Source organism: Acinetobacter sp. SFD, assembly GCF_001647575.1.
In the GTDB taxonomy this organism is placed as follows: domain Bacteria; phylum Pseudomonadota; class Gammaproteobacteria; order Pseudomonadales; family Moraxellaceae; genus Acinetobacter; species Acinetobacter pecorum.
The window spans coordinates 23,849-39,532 of sequence record NZ_LSZJ01000017.1 but is presented as its reverse complement, the minus strand read 5'-3'; the positions used below and the strand labels follow the sequence as shown (position 1 = coordinate 39,532).

The window sequence follows — 15,684 nt, the reverse complement described above, 5'->3', positions numbered from 1 at the left end:
GACTGATGACTTAAGAATTATTATTACTCACGATCCCGATTTTTTTGACTTCCAGCCGTTGAGCTGCCGCCATGACCATGGCGATATGCTTATATTCTGTCGCACGATCTGCCTTGATTTTAATCTGATCCTGATCCGCTTTTTGCGCTACTGTCTTGAATAAGTTTTCCAGAGCCTGGGTATTCTCTACTGGTTGATCATTCCAGAAAATCTTACCTTGTGCATCCAGACGTAATTCCACCAGCTCAGGCGGTTTTTCTTCGGTTACAGGCGGTGTGCCATTTGGCAGGTCAATATTAATCGAGTTGTTTGGTAAAGGAATTGTGATGATAAACATAATCAACAAGACCAGCATGACATCAATCAGTGGTGTCATGTTGACATCTAGCATCACATCATCATCTTGATTTGAACCAACATTCATACCCATAAACTTAATCCCTCTTTGTGCTTAAGGTGTAGCGGGCGGAGTGGTGACAAAAGCAATTTTGCCAATACCCGCTTGCTGGGTCGTGCTGATCACCTGATCAATTGCCTCATAAGGCGTTATCTGATCACCACGGATATGCACTTCAGGCTGCGGACGTTTCTGGGCTTCTGCCTGTAAACGGGTCAGTAAAACTGATTTATCTGCGATATAGATTTCGTTCCAGAAAATATCACCTGTTTTGTTGACTGCCAGCTGGATGTTTTCCGGTTTGGTTTCATACGGTACATTTCTTTCTTCGGGTAGATCGACAGGTACGGTATGAATGGCAACCGGTACAGTAATCAGGAAGATAATGAGCAGAACCAGCATAATATCAACCAAAGGGGTGGTATTAATGGTTCCAATTACCTCATCATCGCTGTCGTTTGAATTGACCATCATTCCCATGGCTGATGCCTCACTCTTATTTCACGTCACGATTAACAGGATTATTGGTTGTAATTTCACCGCTGAGTAATACTGCGTGTAAATCAGAACCAAAAGTACGCACTTCTTCCATGACCGCTTTATTACGGCGAGTCAACCAGTTGTAGCCCAGTACTGCCGGTACAGCGACGGCCAGACCGATTGCAGTCATGATCAGTGCTTCACCCACTGGACCTGCTACTTTATCAATCGAAGCCTGACCAGAAACACCAATCGCGGTAAGCGCGTGGTAGATACCCCAAACCGTACCAAACAGGCCAACAAAGGGTGCAGTAGAACCGACTGTGGCAAGGAAGGCCAGGCCACCACTCAGATGGTTCTGGATTTTGTCGATTGCACGGGAAATCGAAATGGTAACCCAGGTATTGAAATCAATACGTTCAAGTAAATTACCACCATGATTTTGGGTCGACTTGATACCTTTTTCCGCAATAAAGCGGTAAACGCTGGCTTCATTGAGGTTTTGGGCTGCGTTATCCAGAGAAGACGATTCCCAGAACTGGTGTTCAGCTTCCTTGGCTTGCTTGCGAATCTTGCCTTGTTGCAGGCATTTGCTGATCATGATGTACCAGGTACCAATCGACATAATCAATAGAATGAACAGGGTAATTTTCGAAACAATATCACCTTCTTTCCACATGGCTTCCAGACCATAAGGATTATATCCAGCCTTTTCATCCTTAGCTTCAGCTGATAATGGCGGCGGGGTCGGTGTAGCCGCTGTTGCTGGTGTTGTTACCGCTGTTTCAGTGACAGCACTGGTATTGGGTGTAGCAGACTGTTCTGCAAAAACTGCTTGTAAAGGCAATAAAGTACTGATGGCAATTACGCCGGCAGCAGTCATGTTTTTTAAAGGTTTTAGTGATTTTTTCATCATGGATCTCCTGATTATTTTCTTTATCTGTTGTATCTGTTAGTCAAGGACAAATTCATATGGAATGTCATACCAAGATGCTTGTGGCTCGCCATTTTTCATTGCCGGCTTGAAGGTACATAAGCTAAATGCTTTAGAGGCAGCACGGTCTAAGGTACGGTCACCACTAGAACGTTTTACTTTTGCTTCTTGAACGTTTCCTGTTGCATCAACAAATACGGAAATGACTACCTCGCCCGTAATTCCACTCATCTCTGCTTGACGAGGGTAGGGAGGATTTTTACATCCAGCTTCACCTTCAGAAACACCACGAGTGACTCCAGAAGGCTGAGGGGGAGCTGGTGCTGGAGCGGCTGCAACAACTGGAGCCGGGGCTGCTACTGGACTTGGCGAAGGACTGGCTGCAACAGGGGTAGGTACTGCAACAGTTGTCGGTTGAGTCGGCGTTGGAAGTGTTTTCTGTACAGGAACGACTTTTTCAACCGGTTTCACTTCAGGCACTTGTGCCACTTTCTCCACTATTTTGGGTGGTTCAGGTGGTGTTTCTTTTGGTGGTTCAGGTTCAGGCGGCTTAATATCCTGAATGATCATCAGTTCTACCGGCTGTTCTGACGGCTTTATTATTTCTTTTGCCATACCAGCTATCAGCACCAGGCCCACCAGAATATGCAATAAAATTACCACCCCAATACCAGTCAGTTTTTTGGCGGAGTTTTTTTCTAAGTCTTCAAACTTTGTGCCCATCATGACTCCTAGAATTTAAGACAAACAGGAAATAGTGCACTGATGAGAAAATTATTTTTAGTTACAGGCTGCATTATTTTTTGTTTGGCCAAAATTAAACGGGGAAAACTGCAAACACCGCCTGGCAGCAGTGTTTGCAAAGTGATTAATTAAAAGAATTTATAAGTACCGCGTAAGAAGTAGCTACGGCCTGTAGGGTCACCATGACGAGGGTCATAGCCATATTGTGCATTGTTGGTTGCATCAGACGCAGGTGGTTCTTTATCAAACATGTTCTTGATCCCTGCAGTCAATTCAAGGTTCTTGAATCCTTTATATGTTCCTGCAAAGTTGTAAACCATCCATGCACCTACATCACGTGTTTCTGAAAAATCTTTATATCCACGGATATATTGTTGCTCCAGCAACATTCTCCAGTTTTCATAAGTCCAGTTCACATTGGCAATATGTTTCCAGCGAACGACTGCCGGATCATCATAAATACCTACGTAATCTTCCCATTCACCACCTGGTTCTATTTGGTAATCCATTTTGATGACATAAGTCCCATCAATTCCGAAACCAAAACGGCCAGTCGCTGTCATTGGACTTAAATAGTTCAGACTGAGGTCGATCCCTTGAGTTTTTAGGCCACCCATATTTTGTAAGGTCGTATTTAAATACTGGATACGGCCATCTGGTGCATAAACAATCAGGTTGCCATAGCGATCAAGATCATCAAAAATCATATCTGGAGAGACTGTACCGACCAGATCTTCAATCTTGATGTTGTAATAATCGGCTGTGAAAACCAGGTTCTTGATTGGCTCGTAGACAAAACCGGCAGTATAAGAAGTTGACTCTTCAGGTTGTAAGTCCGGGTTACCGCCTTGTTTACGTTTAAACTGCATACCGCACTGATCGGCAAACTGAAGGTTGTTCGGTGTGCCATCAGCATTACAGAAACGCGGGTTATTGAAAGGTGAACTGGTATAGGTTTCGCTTTGCGGAGAGTTTATTTCCCATAAGCTCGGTGCACGGAAACCTGTGCTATATGAAGTACGGAACATGAGCTCTTTTACCGGCTCCCAACGTAGCGAGGCTTTCGGATTGAAAGAATCGCCAAAGTCGCTATAGTCATCATAACGTGCAGCAAGTTGAGCTTCTAACCCGGCTACGATTGGTATGTGAAATTCAGTAAATATTGCAGTGATATCGCGATCACCTTTACTGATTGGTTTGTCCGGGTCTATACCACTGCCTGGCACCTGACGGACAAGATCGGAATTTATTTTGGCTTCCCAGTCTTGGGTAGTGTAACTACCACCTACGGCAAAACCGACCTCACCTGCAGGCAATTCATAGATAGGACGGCTTAGGGTGAAATCCACGGTAGTTGAATCTAGCGTTGCCTGATTTGTCGGACCTGCGACATCAAAAGTAGACCATTTTCCGGCATCTTCCGGTGCTTGAGGGCCAAACGGGTTGAGTGTGCCGTCATTCAGGGCTGCCTGGACTCTACTTTGGTTTAAGTAACCGCTGACGAAATTATCAGTCGCTTCGCCTTTGGCATAAGTTACACCACCGTTGAGGTCCCAGCCGTAGGCTTCACCTTCGATTCCAGCAAAGATCCGGTTGGATTCATTCTCTGATTTAGATACACGGTTGCCAGCCTGGGAACGTAAATAAAGTATTGAGGATGTGCCTGTCAAGCCAGGAATATCTGGAGTGATTCCTTGACCAGGATAGTATTTGCTGCTGTCTGGAATAGTCAGGCTACCACCCCATACATCAGGTGCAATAGAAGTGGTCACTTCGCTTTTAGTGTAAACATATTCCGCGACCGCGTTTAATGAATCGGTAAGTTTTAAGGTACCTTTCGCTAAAGCGGAGAAGGCTTCTTCATCCGGAGTAATACCAATTAATGCCTGTGTATTCAGCAGGCAGCGTGTGCCAGAGATAAACGTATTTGGAGCATTATTACAGTTCTGGTTGATATAAGGGTTAACTATACCCACGCCTGGATTTGAAATATTTGCTGGAAAGCCAGCAGTCGAACCGATCGCCATCCCTAGTTCAGGAATCAGACCGCCGCGGCGGCTGACTTTGCGGTCTTTCGCCATGATCATGTCGGACGTACGATAATCGATTACCCCATAGACGTTGAATCCTTGCTCGTCCAGATCACCATAGCCACCGAAGATGGAAACATCATATTCATCCCCATTCTTGTGTTCAGGTAATTGAAGTCCACCAGATATGCCAAAACCTTGGTATTCTTTCTTGAGAATGAAGTTGATTACCCCGGCAATAGCATCTGCACCATACACGGCAGAAGCACCATCGCGTAGCACCTCAATACGTTCAACCATAGCGAGTGGAATAATATTTAAGTTAACTTCAGATGTACTGAAAGGACTGTTGGCCAGACGACGACCATTTAATAAAATCAGGGTCTTATCGGTACCAATACCACGAAGGTTGGCAGAAGAGCCTGAAGTATTACTTTTACCAATATTCTGGGATACAGCAAAACCGGCCTGATTGGCGCTGACCCTATTCAGTGCTTCCTCAACAGTGGTGACCCCCTGATTCACCAGATCTTCAACTTTAAGTACAGTAATTGGTGATGCACTCTGTGCAGCTACCCCTTTAATAGATGAACCCGTTACTGTCACTTTTTGCACCTTGGTCGGCTGCGTAGCGGAGTTTTCTGGTTCATCGGCTGCATGTGCCAAAGACAAACACATCATACTTAAGGTAAGCGTACTTAACTTGAGTATTGTTTTGCCAACTGTTGGAGCCCCCATAGATCCGACTAGTTTGTTTATTTTCATCGTAAAGTTCACCTTTCTTGTTGTGTGAAGATAATGCTGTATTCTTTTTAAGCAAAGCAAGTGCCAACTTAGCTGTAATTCTTATAAAAATATTGAATATATTGAGAAATGTTTACTTTATAAGGATTTATAAAGAAAGAACTTGTGCGTCATGGAAAGCAGACAGGCTGTATTGGAAAATATAAGAAAAAATGATATTGAAAATCAGTATTAATTGTTTTCTAGTAAGTGTTATTTAGAAAATATGTGAAATAGTTCACATTTAAAAATTCTGTAACATAGATATGAAATGGGCTGTAGAGAATAATTGATCAATTATTGATCATGCTCTTAGTTATTAAAATATAAAGGATTATTTTTTTAGTTATAAATTGAAAAGTTGAGATGTGCTATAAAATGACTCACGGGTGAATTATTTTTGTGCAATATAATGAAAGTCATTGTAGGATTAATGTAATAAATATTTCGGAATTTATCTGAATAATTTTCTAAATCATTATTATTTTAAATAATTAATAAAAATATGTTTTTTGCTGTAAAAAGAACTTAATTACTGCTTGAAACTTAGAGTGGCATGAAATTAGCTTTCAAACGCTGGAGTCATAAGATAGGCTGAGTGTTGAAAAATAAAAAACATGCAGCCAATCAAAAAAAGATAGATGCTTTCAAAAAAACTTAATCGTTTAAATAGCTTAAATAAACAAAAATAGGTATGAATTTGAAATCAGCAATTATAAGGATGACAGTTTTAGCGCTGGCAGTGGTATCCGGGGAAATAACCTTAGCAAAATCACCTGCACAACCAGATAAGGTTTTAAACCTGGCTTTCGAAGCACCTGATGATGGTTTTGATATGGTCAAAACTTATAATTTTTATAGTGGTAGCGTTGCCGAGGCTATTTTTGAACCTTTGTTACGTTATGACTATCTGGCGCGGCCGGCAATCCTGGTACCAAATACCGCCGAATCCTTACCCAAGGTTGAGCAGGATGGAAAAGTCTATACCTTTAAAGTCAAGCCGGGAATCTACTTCAGCCCAGATCCGGCATTTCAGGGCAAGAAGCGTGAACTGGTGGCACGTGATTATATCTACTCTATGCAAAGGATTATGGATCCCAAAAATCATTCTCCATCTTTTTCTTTTATCGAGGGAAAAATCCTTGGGGCAGATCAGGTCATCCAGCAGGCTAAAAAAACCGGCAAGTTCAACTACGATGCAGCTATTCCCGGTTTAAAAGCACTAGATAAATATACTTTACAAATTACCCTGACGCGTTCCGACCTAAATTTTCCATATATTCTGGCCTATGTGGCTTTTAGTGGTACCGCACGGGAAGTGATCGAACATTATGGTCATCGGGCAGGTCAGCATCCGGTTGGAACAGGGGCGTATCAGTTACACAAATATGTGCCGCGTAGCCGTATTGAACTGACAGCCAACCCGAATTATCGTGGTTTTGTCTGGAACTTTAAGGGCGATGGTTCCGAATGGGATCAACGTATTGTCAAAGCCATGCAAGGCAAGCAGATGCCGCAAATTGGTAAGGTCAAAATCAGTATTATTGAAGAGGAACAGTCTCGCTGGCTGGCTTTAAAGTCTGGACAACTGGACTATGACAAACTCACTGCGAGCGGCGCTGAACAGGCACTGGAAAATAAGCAGCTGAAAAGCGAATATAAGAAAAAAGGCATCCTGCATTATCCGAATAAAGAACCGGAAATTACCTATACCATCATGAATATGCGTGATCCGTTAATTGGTGGGAATTCACTGGAAAAAATTGCCTTACGTCGTGCTCTCGCCTTGTCCTATAACCAGAAAGAAGCTATCCAGCAGTTGTACAAAGGTCATGCCGATAAAGCTGAAATGATTTTGCCAGAGGGAGTGGGTGGACATGACCCGAAGTATAAAAGCAGTATTGCTTATAACCCATTATTGGCCAATAAACTGCTTGACCGCTTTGGCTATAAGAAAGGTGCTGATGGTTACCGAACCTTGCCTGATGGAAAGCCTTTGATACTAAAAATGAATTCGACCAGCTCAAGCTCTTCGGTGATTTCTGCAGAGTTATGGAAAAAGAATCTGGATGCGATCGGGGTACGAATTGAGTTCAAGGTCAGTAATTTTGCTGACAATTTAAAAGAAGCCACCCAATGCAAACATATGATGTGGGGTGGAGCCTGGATTGCGGATTATCCGGAAGGGGAAAACTTTGCCCAGTTACTGTATGGGCCAAATGCGCAGCAAGGCAACCTGAGTTGCTATACCTCAAAAGCCTATGACGCGTTGTACCAGACCGCGATGAAACTGCCGCCGCAGCAGCGGATGCCATATTATGAGCAGATGAACCGTCAGATGGAGGCCGATAATCCATGGATTCTGCACAATACCCGGATACGTAACTGGTTGATTCATCCGCATGTACAGGGCTTTAAAGCCCATCCGGTGACCAGAGCAGTTTGGCAATATATGGATATTGAACCTGTTAAAAAATAACTTGAGAAGATTAAGAACCAGTATGAATGTGAATAAAAATACTTTAAAAAAACTGGCCAGTGGGGTGTTAGTGGCCGGTTTGATGATGGCAGGGAGTGCATCGACATGGGCCAGCAATCCTGCCAATCCGAATAAGGTTTTAAAAACAGTATTTCTGGCAGCTGAAACCGGTTTTGATCCGGGCTATATCCATGACCGTTATTCGGCCAAGATTAACTCGGCGATTTTCGAAACCTTATATACCTATGATTATCTGGCCTCACCGGCAAAATTAGTGCCATTGACTGCAGTCAGTCTGCCTCAAGTGAGTGCGGATGGCCTGACTTATACCATCAAAATCAAAAAGGGTATTTACTTTGCCGATGATCCGGTCTTTGGCGGTAAAAAACGTGAACTGACCTCGTATGACTATGCTTATAGCTTGAAACGTCTACTGGACCCAAAGCTGCATTCACCGAACAGCTGGTTGCTGGATGGCCGAATTAAAGGGCTGGACGCATGGATGGCCCTAACCAAAAAGAATGGCAAAGCCTATGAAAATCCGTTTGAAGGTATTCAGACCCCAGACCGCTATACCTTGGTATTAAAGCTGAATAATCCGGATCAGAACTTTCCGATGTTGCTGGCACATGGGCCTGCCGCTGCAGTAGCTCGTGAAGTGATTGAAAAATATAAAGACAAGGCGGGTTGGGTCATGAATAGGCCAGTAGGAACTGGTCCTTACGTGCTCAGCCGCTGGACACCAGGCTCACGGATTATCTTAAAACCAAATCCAGCTTATCGTGGTTTTGTCTGGGACTTTAAAGCCAGTGGTGCAGAAGATCAGGCCATTGTAAAAGCCATGCAGGGCAAAAAAATGCCTCAAATCGGCACTATTGATGTGCGTGTTATTGAAGAAGCGCAATCCCGGATGCTGGCATTTAAGAAAAATGAACTGGACCTGCTCGAAATTGAGGGCGATATCGTCGTACAGGCGCTCGATGGCGATAAATTAAAGCCTGAGCTGGCCCAGCAGGGGGTGAAGCTGTCACGTATTTTAGAGCCCTCCATTAGTTACCATTACTGGAATATGCAAAATCCGGTCGTGGGTGGTTTCGCGCCAGAAAAAATTGCCTTACGTCGAGCCATGGCAATGGCATTTTCTGTAGAAAACATGATCAATGTATTACTTAAGGGAGATGGAGCAAAACTGCACATGCCTATTCCCCCAGGAGTAGCAGGTTATTCACCGTCCTATAAAAGCAGTATTCCCTATTCAGTCAAAGCAGCCAACATGTTACTCGACCGCTATAACTACAAGATCGGTGCAGATGGCTGGCGAAAGACGCCTGAAGGTAAACCTCTGGTGATTGAACTGATTACTGGGAATACCAGTCGGGGCCAGCAGCAGGGTGAATTCTGGAAAAAGACCCTGGACAGTATCCATATTCAGCTGACCAGTAAGGCCATGCCATTCGCTGAAGGCATCAAGCTGGAAAAGCAATGTAAAACCATGTTCAAGAGTTCTGCATGGATTGCCGATTATCCAGACGCTGACAATTTTATGCAGTTGTTCTACGGCAAGAATGTCAATGTCACCAACAATGCCTGTTTCAAGCATCCTGAATTTGATCGTCTATACGAGCAAACCCAGAGCATGCCGCCAGGTCCAGAGCGTGATCTGCTCTATCGCAAAATGACCAGGATTCTGGAAGTCAATATGCCGACCCTGATGCTCTATAGCACCTACCGTAACGCCTTGACCCAACCCCAAATTATCGGACATAAGTCCCATCCGATTCTGTCTTCAGAATGGATGTATATCGATATTAATACGAAAAAGTAAGAAAAAATATGGAGATGAATATGAAGTTAAAGCCTTTAAAATTAAGTACCTTATGTTTAATGATAATGGGGGGGTATCAAGGTGTAGCGGCAGATACCCAAGTACAGCTGCTGCCATTATTCAAGGCTGCAGAAATTCCGTCTTTATGTGATGCCAGCCTGGCTTCCATGCAAAAAGATATCCAGATATTTGAAAATAAGAAAATTAAAGATAATGCCAAGGCAGGACCTTATCTGGCTGAATGGGATGAATTGCATGCCAAAGCCCGTGATTTCGGTGCTGCAGTAGGGTTGTACAGTAATGTCGATCCGGATCCTGCATTGCGTCAGGCAGCCGATGACTGTGAACTTAAAATCAGCAAATACCAGACCACCCTGTATCAGAATCCTAAACTGTATGCTCAGTTCAAGAAACTGAAAGCCAGTGATCCGATTGATCAGAAATTTTTAGAAGATATTCTGGAGCAGTTTGAGAACACCGGGGTACAACTCAGTGCAGAAAAACAGAAACGACTGAAAGAAATTATTGAAGAAAGTACCAAACTGGGGCAGGATTTTTCCAAAAATGTGCGGGATAACCCTGAAAAAGTTGAATTTACTCCAGCTGAAATGAAAGGTCTGCCAGAAAGTTACATCGCAAATTTAAAGAAAAATGAAAAGGGCAATTATCTGCTTGGCTTTGATTATCCGGAATACCAGCCTTTTATGGAGCTGGCAGAAAGTGATGAAGCACGCAAACGCTACCAGACCGCTTACACGCGTCGCGGGACTGAACAAAACCTGCAATTCATGAAAAAAGCCATTGATCTGCGTTATGAAATGGCACAACTTTTTGACAAGGAAAGCTATGCCCATTCTGCGCTTGAATTCCGCATGGCCAAAACTCCGGAAGCAGTGAACGGTTTTCTGGATGAGGTTTATGCCAAAGTTGCACCTCTAGAAAAGCAGGATGTAGAACAATTACGCCAGTTCAAGGCTGAAACTTTAAAAGTTCCAGTAGAGAAAGCAGAAATTACACGTTGGAATCAGGGTTACTGGAGTGAAAAACTGCGTCAGGCCAAATACAAGGTAGACCAGGAAAAATTGCGGGATTATTTCCCGACAGAAGCATCGCAAAAATGGTTATTCGCTATTTCTTCGGAACTCTATGGCATTGAGTTCAAGCCGGTGAAAGTCAAGGCTTGGCATGATGAAGTGGAATATTATGCGGTACATGACAAGGCTACGGGCGAATTCCTGGGCGGATTATATGTCGATAAATACCCGCGTGAAGGCAAATATGGGCATGCAGCTGTCTGGGGAGCTTATGGCGGCAGTACCCTGAATCAGCGTCGTCCGGTATCGGTACTGGTAACCAATTTTAACCGTAAGGGCTTGAATAGCAACGAACTGGAAACCTTTGTGCATGAAATGGGGCATGCCTTGCACGGGATTCTATCGAAAACCCGCTATACAGAACAGTCTGGTACCTCGGTAGAGCGTGACTTTGTAGAAGCGCCGTCACAGATGTATGAAGAGTGGGCACGCCGTCTGGAAACCTTGTCAAAAGTAGCGGATTACTGTGAGCCGGCATGTCCTCGGGTGGATGCTGCCATGACCGAGCGCTTAAAGAATGTGAAGAATTACGGTCGAGGCCTGCATTATGCCCGTCAGGCTTTATATGCCCAATATGATATGGCCTTGCATGGTAAAGATGCAAAAAACATTGAGCCTTTAAAACTCTGGCAGGATATGGAAGGTAAAACCGCCTTGGGTTATGTCAACGGTCAGCAGTTCCCGGGACAATTCGGGCATCTGATGGGCGGCTATCAGGCAGGTTACTACAGCTATATGTGGTCTGAGGTCATTGCCCTGGATATGCTTTCCTCCTTTGGTGATCAGCTGATGGACAAGAAAGTCGGTGCACATTATCGCAATACGGTCTTGGCTCAAGGTGGTCAAAAGCATGGCGAGCAAATGGTGAAAGACTTCTTGGGTCGTGATCCGGACAGCAAAGCTTTCTTTAATGAAATCTCTGGAAAAAATTAAGGAAGGCAAGCGATGCTGGCATATATTATTCGACGGCTTTGGCAAATGATCCCGACCATGCTCGGGGTGATTTTGCTGATATTCCTGCTGTTTAACTGGGTAGGTGGAGACCCTGCCTATATTCTGGCCGGTAAAATGGCCAATGCGGAACAGATTGAGAACATCCGTCAGCAACTGGGTGTGGATCAACCGTATTACGTACAACTCTGGATCTTTATCAAGCAGATTTTAACCTTTGATTATGGGGTGAGCTGGAGTACCGGGGAATCGGTGGCACAGATTATCACCACCCGTTTGGGACCCTCACTAACCATTCTGATTCCACTGACCATTCTGCAAACTATTATTTCTATCATTCTGGCTTTGGGTGTGGCTTCGGTTCGTGGTTCTTTGACTGATCGCATGATCATGATGCTATGTACGATCGGTATGTCGATCAGTATTCTGGTGTACATCATCGTGTTCCAGTATTTCCTAGCCTATGAACTGAGCTGGTTCCCGGTACAGGGCTGGAGCGATAATTTCGCTGACAACCTTTTCAAATATGCCTTGCTACCTGTGCTGATTATGTTGGTGGTGAGTATTGCACCAACACTACGTCTATACCGTAGTTTTGTACTGGATGAAGTCAATCAGGACTATGTACGTACTGCGCGTGCCAAAGGCCTAGGTGAAAACCGTATCATGGGCGTGCATGTCCTGCGCAATGCCTCCATTCCGATTATTACCGATGTGATGGCAGGACTTCCCGCACTGCTGATCGGTGCTTTCCTGATTGAGCGTTTTTTTGGTATTCCGGGAATTGGCCGTGAAGTTATTATTGCGGTAGAACGTTCCGATTTTCCTGTGATTAAAGCCATTACGGTCTATGTCGCTGCTGCGACCATGATATTCAACCTGATTGCCGATCTGATCTATAAATGGGTCGATCCGCGTGTACAGTTGAAGTAGGTGAATTATGCTGAGTGCGATATTTAAAAAAGAACAAGCGGCTGAAGCAGCACCTGAGTCGGCTTCAACAGGCTTATGGCAACTGGCTATGCGCCGTTTGAAACGTGACCGGATTGCCATGTTTTCCCTGTATGTGGTGCTGTTTTATCTGCTGTTGCTGGTGCTGTCAATGAGCGGCCTGATTGCCAAAGACTGGAATAAAGAAGTGGCGGTCAGCTATGCACCGCCGAGTTTTATCAATGCAGCGCCAGTTCCGGTTGCATCTGATACAGAGCAGAGCGCAGAATCTGTGCCTCTACCGGTCAATCCAGTTGATCCCTTAAAAGATGTCATTGCTGAATTGAATGCTGAAATTGCTGCTGAGCAGGGTGCTGGTGCAGGCATCGATTATTATGGAGTGGTCGATCCGCTGGCAGAAGACATGAAGGCCATTAATCAGGAGCTCGGCGGCCAGCTGATGGATGAAAGTGGGGAACTCAAGCAAAGTCTGGTCTTCGGCGCCGATAAATGGGGGCAGGATGTTTTACAGAAAACCATTAAGGGGGCTGAAACCTCGATTCTGGTTGGACTGATTGCAGCCTTTGTCGCTGTACTGATTGGGACTGCACTGGGTGCAATAGCAGGTTACTTTGGTGGTTGGGTCGATGATGTCCTAAACTGGTTTTATAATATCTTTACTTCGATTCCCTATCTGTTGCTGGTTTTGGCGATTGCCGCAGTGTTACAGCAGAAAGGTATTTTATCAATTATCCTGATTTTAGGTCTGACTGGCTGGACCGGGGTTTTCCGTTTGGTTCGTGCCGAATACATGAAACATACGGCACGTGAATATGTGCTGGCTGCCAAGGCGATTGGCGTGAGTAATATGCGTCGTATGTTTGTCCATATTTTTCCCAATGTCAGCCATATTGCTCTGGTACAGATGTCTATTCTGGTGGTGGCATTTATCAAGTCCGAAGTCATTTTGAGCTTTCTTGGTTTCGGTGTGCCTATCGGGGTAGTGTCATGGGGCAGTATGCTAAACGAAGCGCAAAGCGAGCTGATTTTGGGTAAATGGTGGCAACTGGCGGCAGCCTCAATCGCCATGGCGGTATTGGTGACTGCTTTCTCGATGTTTACCGATGCACTCCGTGATGCATTAGATCCAAAACTGAAATAGGAGCGCAACGATGTCTGAAATCAATCCAAGCACAGTACCTGCGCTACTTCGCGTAGAAAATCTGCGAGTCAGTTTTAAAGGTGAAAATAAAGAATATATTGAGACCGTAAAAGGGGTTTCTTTCGAGATTCCGGCCAATACCACGGTTGCACTGGTAGGTGAATCGGGGAGTGGCAAATCGGTTACTTCTCTCGCTACTATGGGCCTGCTTCCGGCAGAAAGCGCACGTATTTCAGAAGATAGCCAGATCATCTTTGAAGGGAAAAACCTGCTCAAGCTTAAAACACGAGAAATGCGCCAGATGTGCGGCAAAGACATTGCCATGATTTTTCAGGAGCCAATGTCTTCGCTAAATCCGGTATTTACGGTAGGCATGCAGATTGCAGAAATCCTGCAACTACATTTGGGCATGAATAAAAAACAGGCGCGGCAACGTACTCTGGAGCTGCTCAAAGAAGTAGGGATCCCTGCGCCAGAAACTAAAATTGATGCCTATCCGGGGCAGCTTTCCGGTGGACAGCAACAACGGGTCATGATTGCCATGGCCATTGCCTGTGAACCTAAACTGTTGATTGCAGATGAACCGACCACAGCTCTGGATGTGACTATTCAAAAGCAGATTCTGGACTTGCTGGAATCGCTGCGGCAACGTCGCCAGATGTCGATGCTGTTTATTACCCATGATCTGGCATTGGTTGGTGAAATTGCTGATCAGGTGATTGTGATGCGGCATGGGGAAATCCGTGAACAGGGTCCGGTTCGGGAGGTGCTGGACCGGCCTCAGGACATGTATACCAAAGCCTTGTTACACTGCCGTCCACAATTATCGCAACGTCCGTTACGTTTGCCGATGATCAGCGATTTTATGAAACAGGATGGCTCAACCTGGCTGGAAGATATCCGTCTGAATACTCAGCTTCCGCAACGTTCACGTGGACTAAAGGGCGGAGAGGAAATTATTCTGGATGTACGGGATCTGAAAAAATCTTTTTATAGTCGTAAAGGACTGTTTGGCAAAGATGAATTTCAGGCAGTAAAAGGGGTTTCTTTCCAGCTAGCCAAAGGCAAGACCTTGGGGCTGGTCGGGGAATCCGGTTCAGGTAAAACTACCATCGGTTTATTGCTGATGCGTCTGCAACAGGCTACGGGTGGTAAGGCACTGTTTCAGGGTCGGGACATTCTGGACATGTCGGAACAGGAGTTTACCCAGTATCAACGTAAAATCCAGATCATTTTCCAGAATCCCTATGCTTCGCTGAATCCACGTTTTACTGTTGGACAAATCCTGATGGAACCGATGCAGATTCACAAGATTGGTCAGGATGATGCCGAACGCAAACAAATGGCTTTAGACCTGTTGGAGCGGGTCAGCTTGCCTGCACAGGCTTTTTATCGTTATCCGCATGAGTTTTCCGGGGGTCAACGCCAGCGGATTGCAATTGCACGTTGTCTGACTTTAAAACCTGAGATTTTAATCTGTGATGAATCGGTCTCGGCGCTGGATGTATCAGTACAGGCGCAAGTGCTGAATTTACTGCAAGATTTACAGGATGAATTTGGTCTGAGCTATATCTTTATTTCGCATGATTTATCGGTAGTGAAATATATTTCTGATCAGATCATGGTGATGAATCATGGGGAGCTGGTAGAAATCGCCAATTCAGATGAACTGTATCAATCACCACAGCATGAATATACCAAGCGTTTACTCGGGGCTATCCCGCAAGGGATTCCACAAAGTGCCTGATGCATAAGACATAAAAAAGTCAGGCAATGTGCCTGACTTTTTTTATTTATCTTAATTATTAAAACTTTTTAAAGCCTTTGTTGACGCCATATGGACGACACGGCGCATTTTCATCACGCTCTTCACGA

11 protein-coding genes are annotated in these 15,684 nt (G+C 44.7%); 6 read left to right on the top strand and 5 right to left on the bottom strand.

Annotated features, from left to right (window positions below; all coding sequences use genetic code 11):
* Nucleotides 1-10: 10 nt before the first annotated feature.
* The 5 genes from AY605_RS14110 to AY605_RS14090 form a co-directional block, all read right to left on the bottom strand.
* Nucleotides 11-430 carry an ExbD/TolR family protein gene (locus AY605_RS14110; RefSeq protein ID WP_064097008.1) on the bottom strand — a complete coding sequence of 140 codons (420 nt, stop codon included), beginning with the start codon at nucleotides 428-430 and terminating at the stop codon, nucleotides 11-13.
* 21 nt (nucleotides 431-451) lie between these two features.
* Nucleotides 452-877: an ExbD/TolR family protein gene (locus tag AY605_RS14105; RefSeq protein ID WP_064097007.1), complete on the bottom strand. Its 426-nt coding sequence runs from the start codon at nucleotides 875-877 to the stop codon at nucleotides 452-454.
* A gap of 16 nt (nucleotides 878-893) precedes the next feature.
* Complete coding sequence (locus AY605_RS14100; protein ID WP_171254984.1) at nucleotides 894-1,793, bottom strand: MotA/TolQ/ExbB proton channel family protein; 900 nt, start codon at nucleotides 1,791-1,793, stop codon at nucleotides 894-896.
* 36 nt (nucleotides 1,794-1,829) lie between these two features.
* Nucleotides 1,830-2,534 (bottom strand): energy transducer TonB, encoded by a 705-nt coding sequence (locus tag AY605_RS14095; RefSeq protein WP_064097005.1) that lies wholly within the window; start codon nucleotides 2,532-2,534, stop codon nucleotides 1,830-1,832.
* Between the two features lie 149 nt (nucleotides 2,535-2,683).
* On the bottom strand, nucleotides 2,684-5,350 hold the full coding sequence (locus tag AY605_RS14090) for a TonB-dependent receptor (RefSeq protein WP_064097004.1): 2,667 nt from the start codon (nucleotides 5,348-5,350) through the stop codon (nucleotides 2,684-2,686).
* Between the two features lie 739 nt (nucleotides 5,351-6,089).
* Between AY605_RS14090 and AY605_RS14085 the strand changes: the two genes are divergently transcribed.
* From AY605_RS14085 to AY605_RS14060, 6 genes are read left to right on the top strand one after another with little or no spacing between them, the layout of a single operon-like run.
* A complete protein-coding gene (locus AY605_RS14085; RefSeq protein ID WP_064097003.1) occupies nucleotides 6,090-7,847 on the top strand; it encodes an ABC transporter substrate-binding protein in 1,758 nt (585 codons plus the stop codon).
* Nucleotides 7,848-7,869: 22 nt separating this feature from the next.
* Nucleotides 7,870-9,672 carry an ABC transporter substrate-binding protein gene (locus tag AY605_RS14080; RefSeq protein WP_064097002.1) on the top strand — a complete coding sequence of 601 codons (1,803 nt, stop codon included), beginning with the start codon at nucleotides 7,870-7,872 and terminating at the stop codon, nucleotides 9,670-9,672.
* A gap of 20 nt (nucleotides 9,673-9,692) precedes the next feature.
* Nucleotides 9,693-11,699, top strand: a complete 2,007-nt coding sequence (locus AY605_RS14075) for a M3 family metallopeptidase (RefSeq protein WP_064097001.1) — start codon at nucleotides 9,693-9,695, stop codon at nucleotides 11,697-11,699.
* Between the two features lie 12 nt (nucleotides 11,700-11,711).
* On the top strand, nucleotides 11,712-12,650 hold the full coding sequence (locus AY605_RS14070; RefSeq protein WP_004279216.1) for an ABC transporter permease: 939 nt from the start codon (nucleotides 11,712-11,714) through the stop codon (nucleotides 12,648-12,650).
* Nucleotides 12,651-12,657: 7 nt separating this feature from the next.
* Nucleotides 12,658-13,809 carry an ABC transporter permease gene (locus AY605_RS14065; RefSeq protein WP_064097000.1) on the top strand — a complete coding sequence of 384 codons (1,152 nt, stop codon included), beginning with the start codon at nucleotides 12,658-12,660 and terminating at the stop codon, nucleotides 13,807-13,809.
* Nucleotides 13,810-13,819: 10 nt separating this feature from the next.
* Nucleotides 13,820-15,556, top strand: a complete 1,737-nt coding sequence (locus AY605_RS14060) for an ABC transporter ATP-binding protein (protein ID WP_064096999.1) — start codon at nucleotides 13,820-13,822, stop codon at nucleotides 15,554-15,556.
* Nucleotides 15,557-15,684: the final 128 nt, after the last annotated feature.

What these genes read in the sequence shown, in the direction of transcription:
- AY605_RS14085 (WP_064097003.1), top strand. Translation starts at nt 6,090, where the DNA reads ATGACAGTTTTAGCGCTGGCAGTGGTATCCGGGGAAATAACCTTAGCA.
- AY605_RS14070 (WP_004279216.1), top strand. Translation starts at nt 11,712, where the DNA reads ATGCTGGCATATATTATTCGACGGCTTTGGCAAATGATCCCGACCATG.
- AY605_RS14100 (WP_171254984.1), bottom strand. Translation starts at nt 1,793, where the DNA reads ATGATGAAAAAATCACTAAAACCTTTAAAAAACATGACTGCTGCCGGC.
- AY605_RS14090 (WP_064097004.1), bottom strand. Translation starts at nt 5,350, where the DNA reads ATGAAAATAAACAAACTAGTCGGATCTATGGGGGCTCCAACAGTTGGC.
- AY605_RS14105 (WP_064097007.1), bottom strand. Translation starts at nt 877, where the DNA reads ATGGGAATGATGGTCAATTCAAACGACAGCGATGATGAGGTAATTGGA.
- AY605_RS14075 (WP_064097001.1), top strand. Translation starts at nt 9,693, where the DNA reads ATGAAGTTAAAGCCTTTAAAATTAAGTACCTTATGTTTAATGATAATG.
- AY605_RS14065 (WP_064097000.1), top strand. Translation starts at nt 12,658, where the DNA reads ATGCTGAGTGCGATATTTAAAAAAGAACAAGCGGCTGAAGCAGCACCT.
- AY605_RS14110 (WP_064097008.1), bottom strand. Translation starts at nt 430, where the DNA reads ATGGGTATGAATGTTGGTTCAAATCAAGATGATGATGTGATGCTAGAT.
- AY605_RS14080 (WP_064097002.1), top strand. Translation starts at nt 7,870, where the DNA reads ATGAATGTGAATAAAAATACTTTAAAAAAACTGGCCAGTGGGGTGTTA.
- AY605_RS14095 (WP_064097005.1), bottom strand. Translation starts at nt 2,534, where the DNA reads ATGGGCACAAAGTTTGAAGACTTAGAAAAAAACTCCGCCAAAAAACTG.
- AY605_RS14060 (WP_064096999.1), top strand. Translation starts at nt 13,820, where the DNA reads ATGTCTGAAATCAATCCAAGCACAGTACCTGCGCTACTTCGCGTAGAA.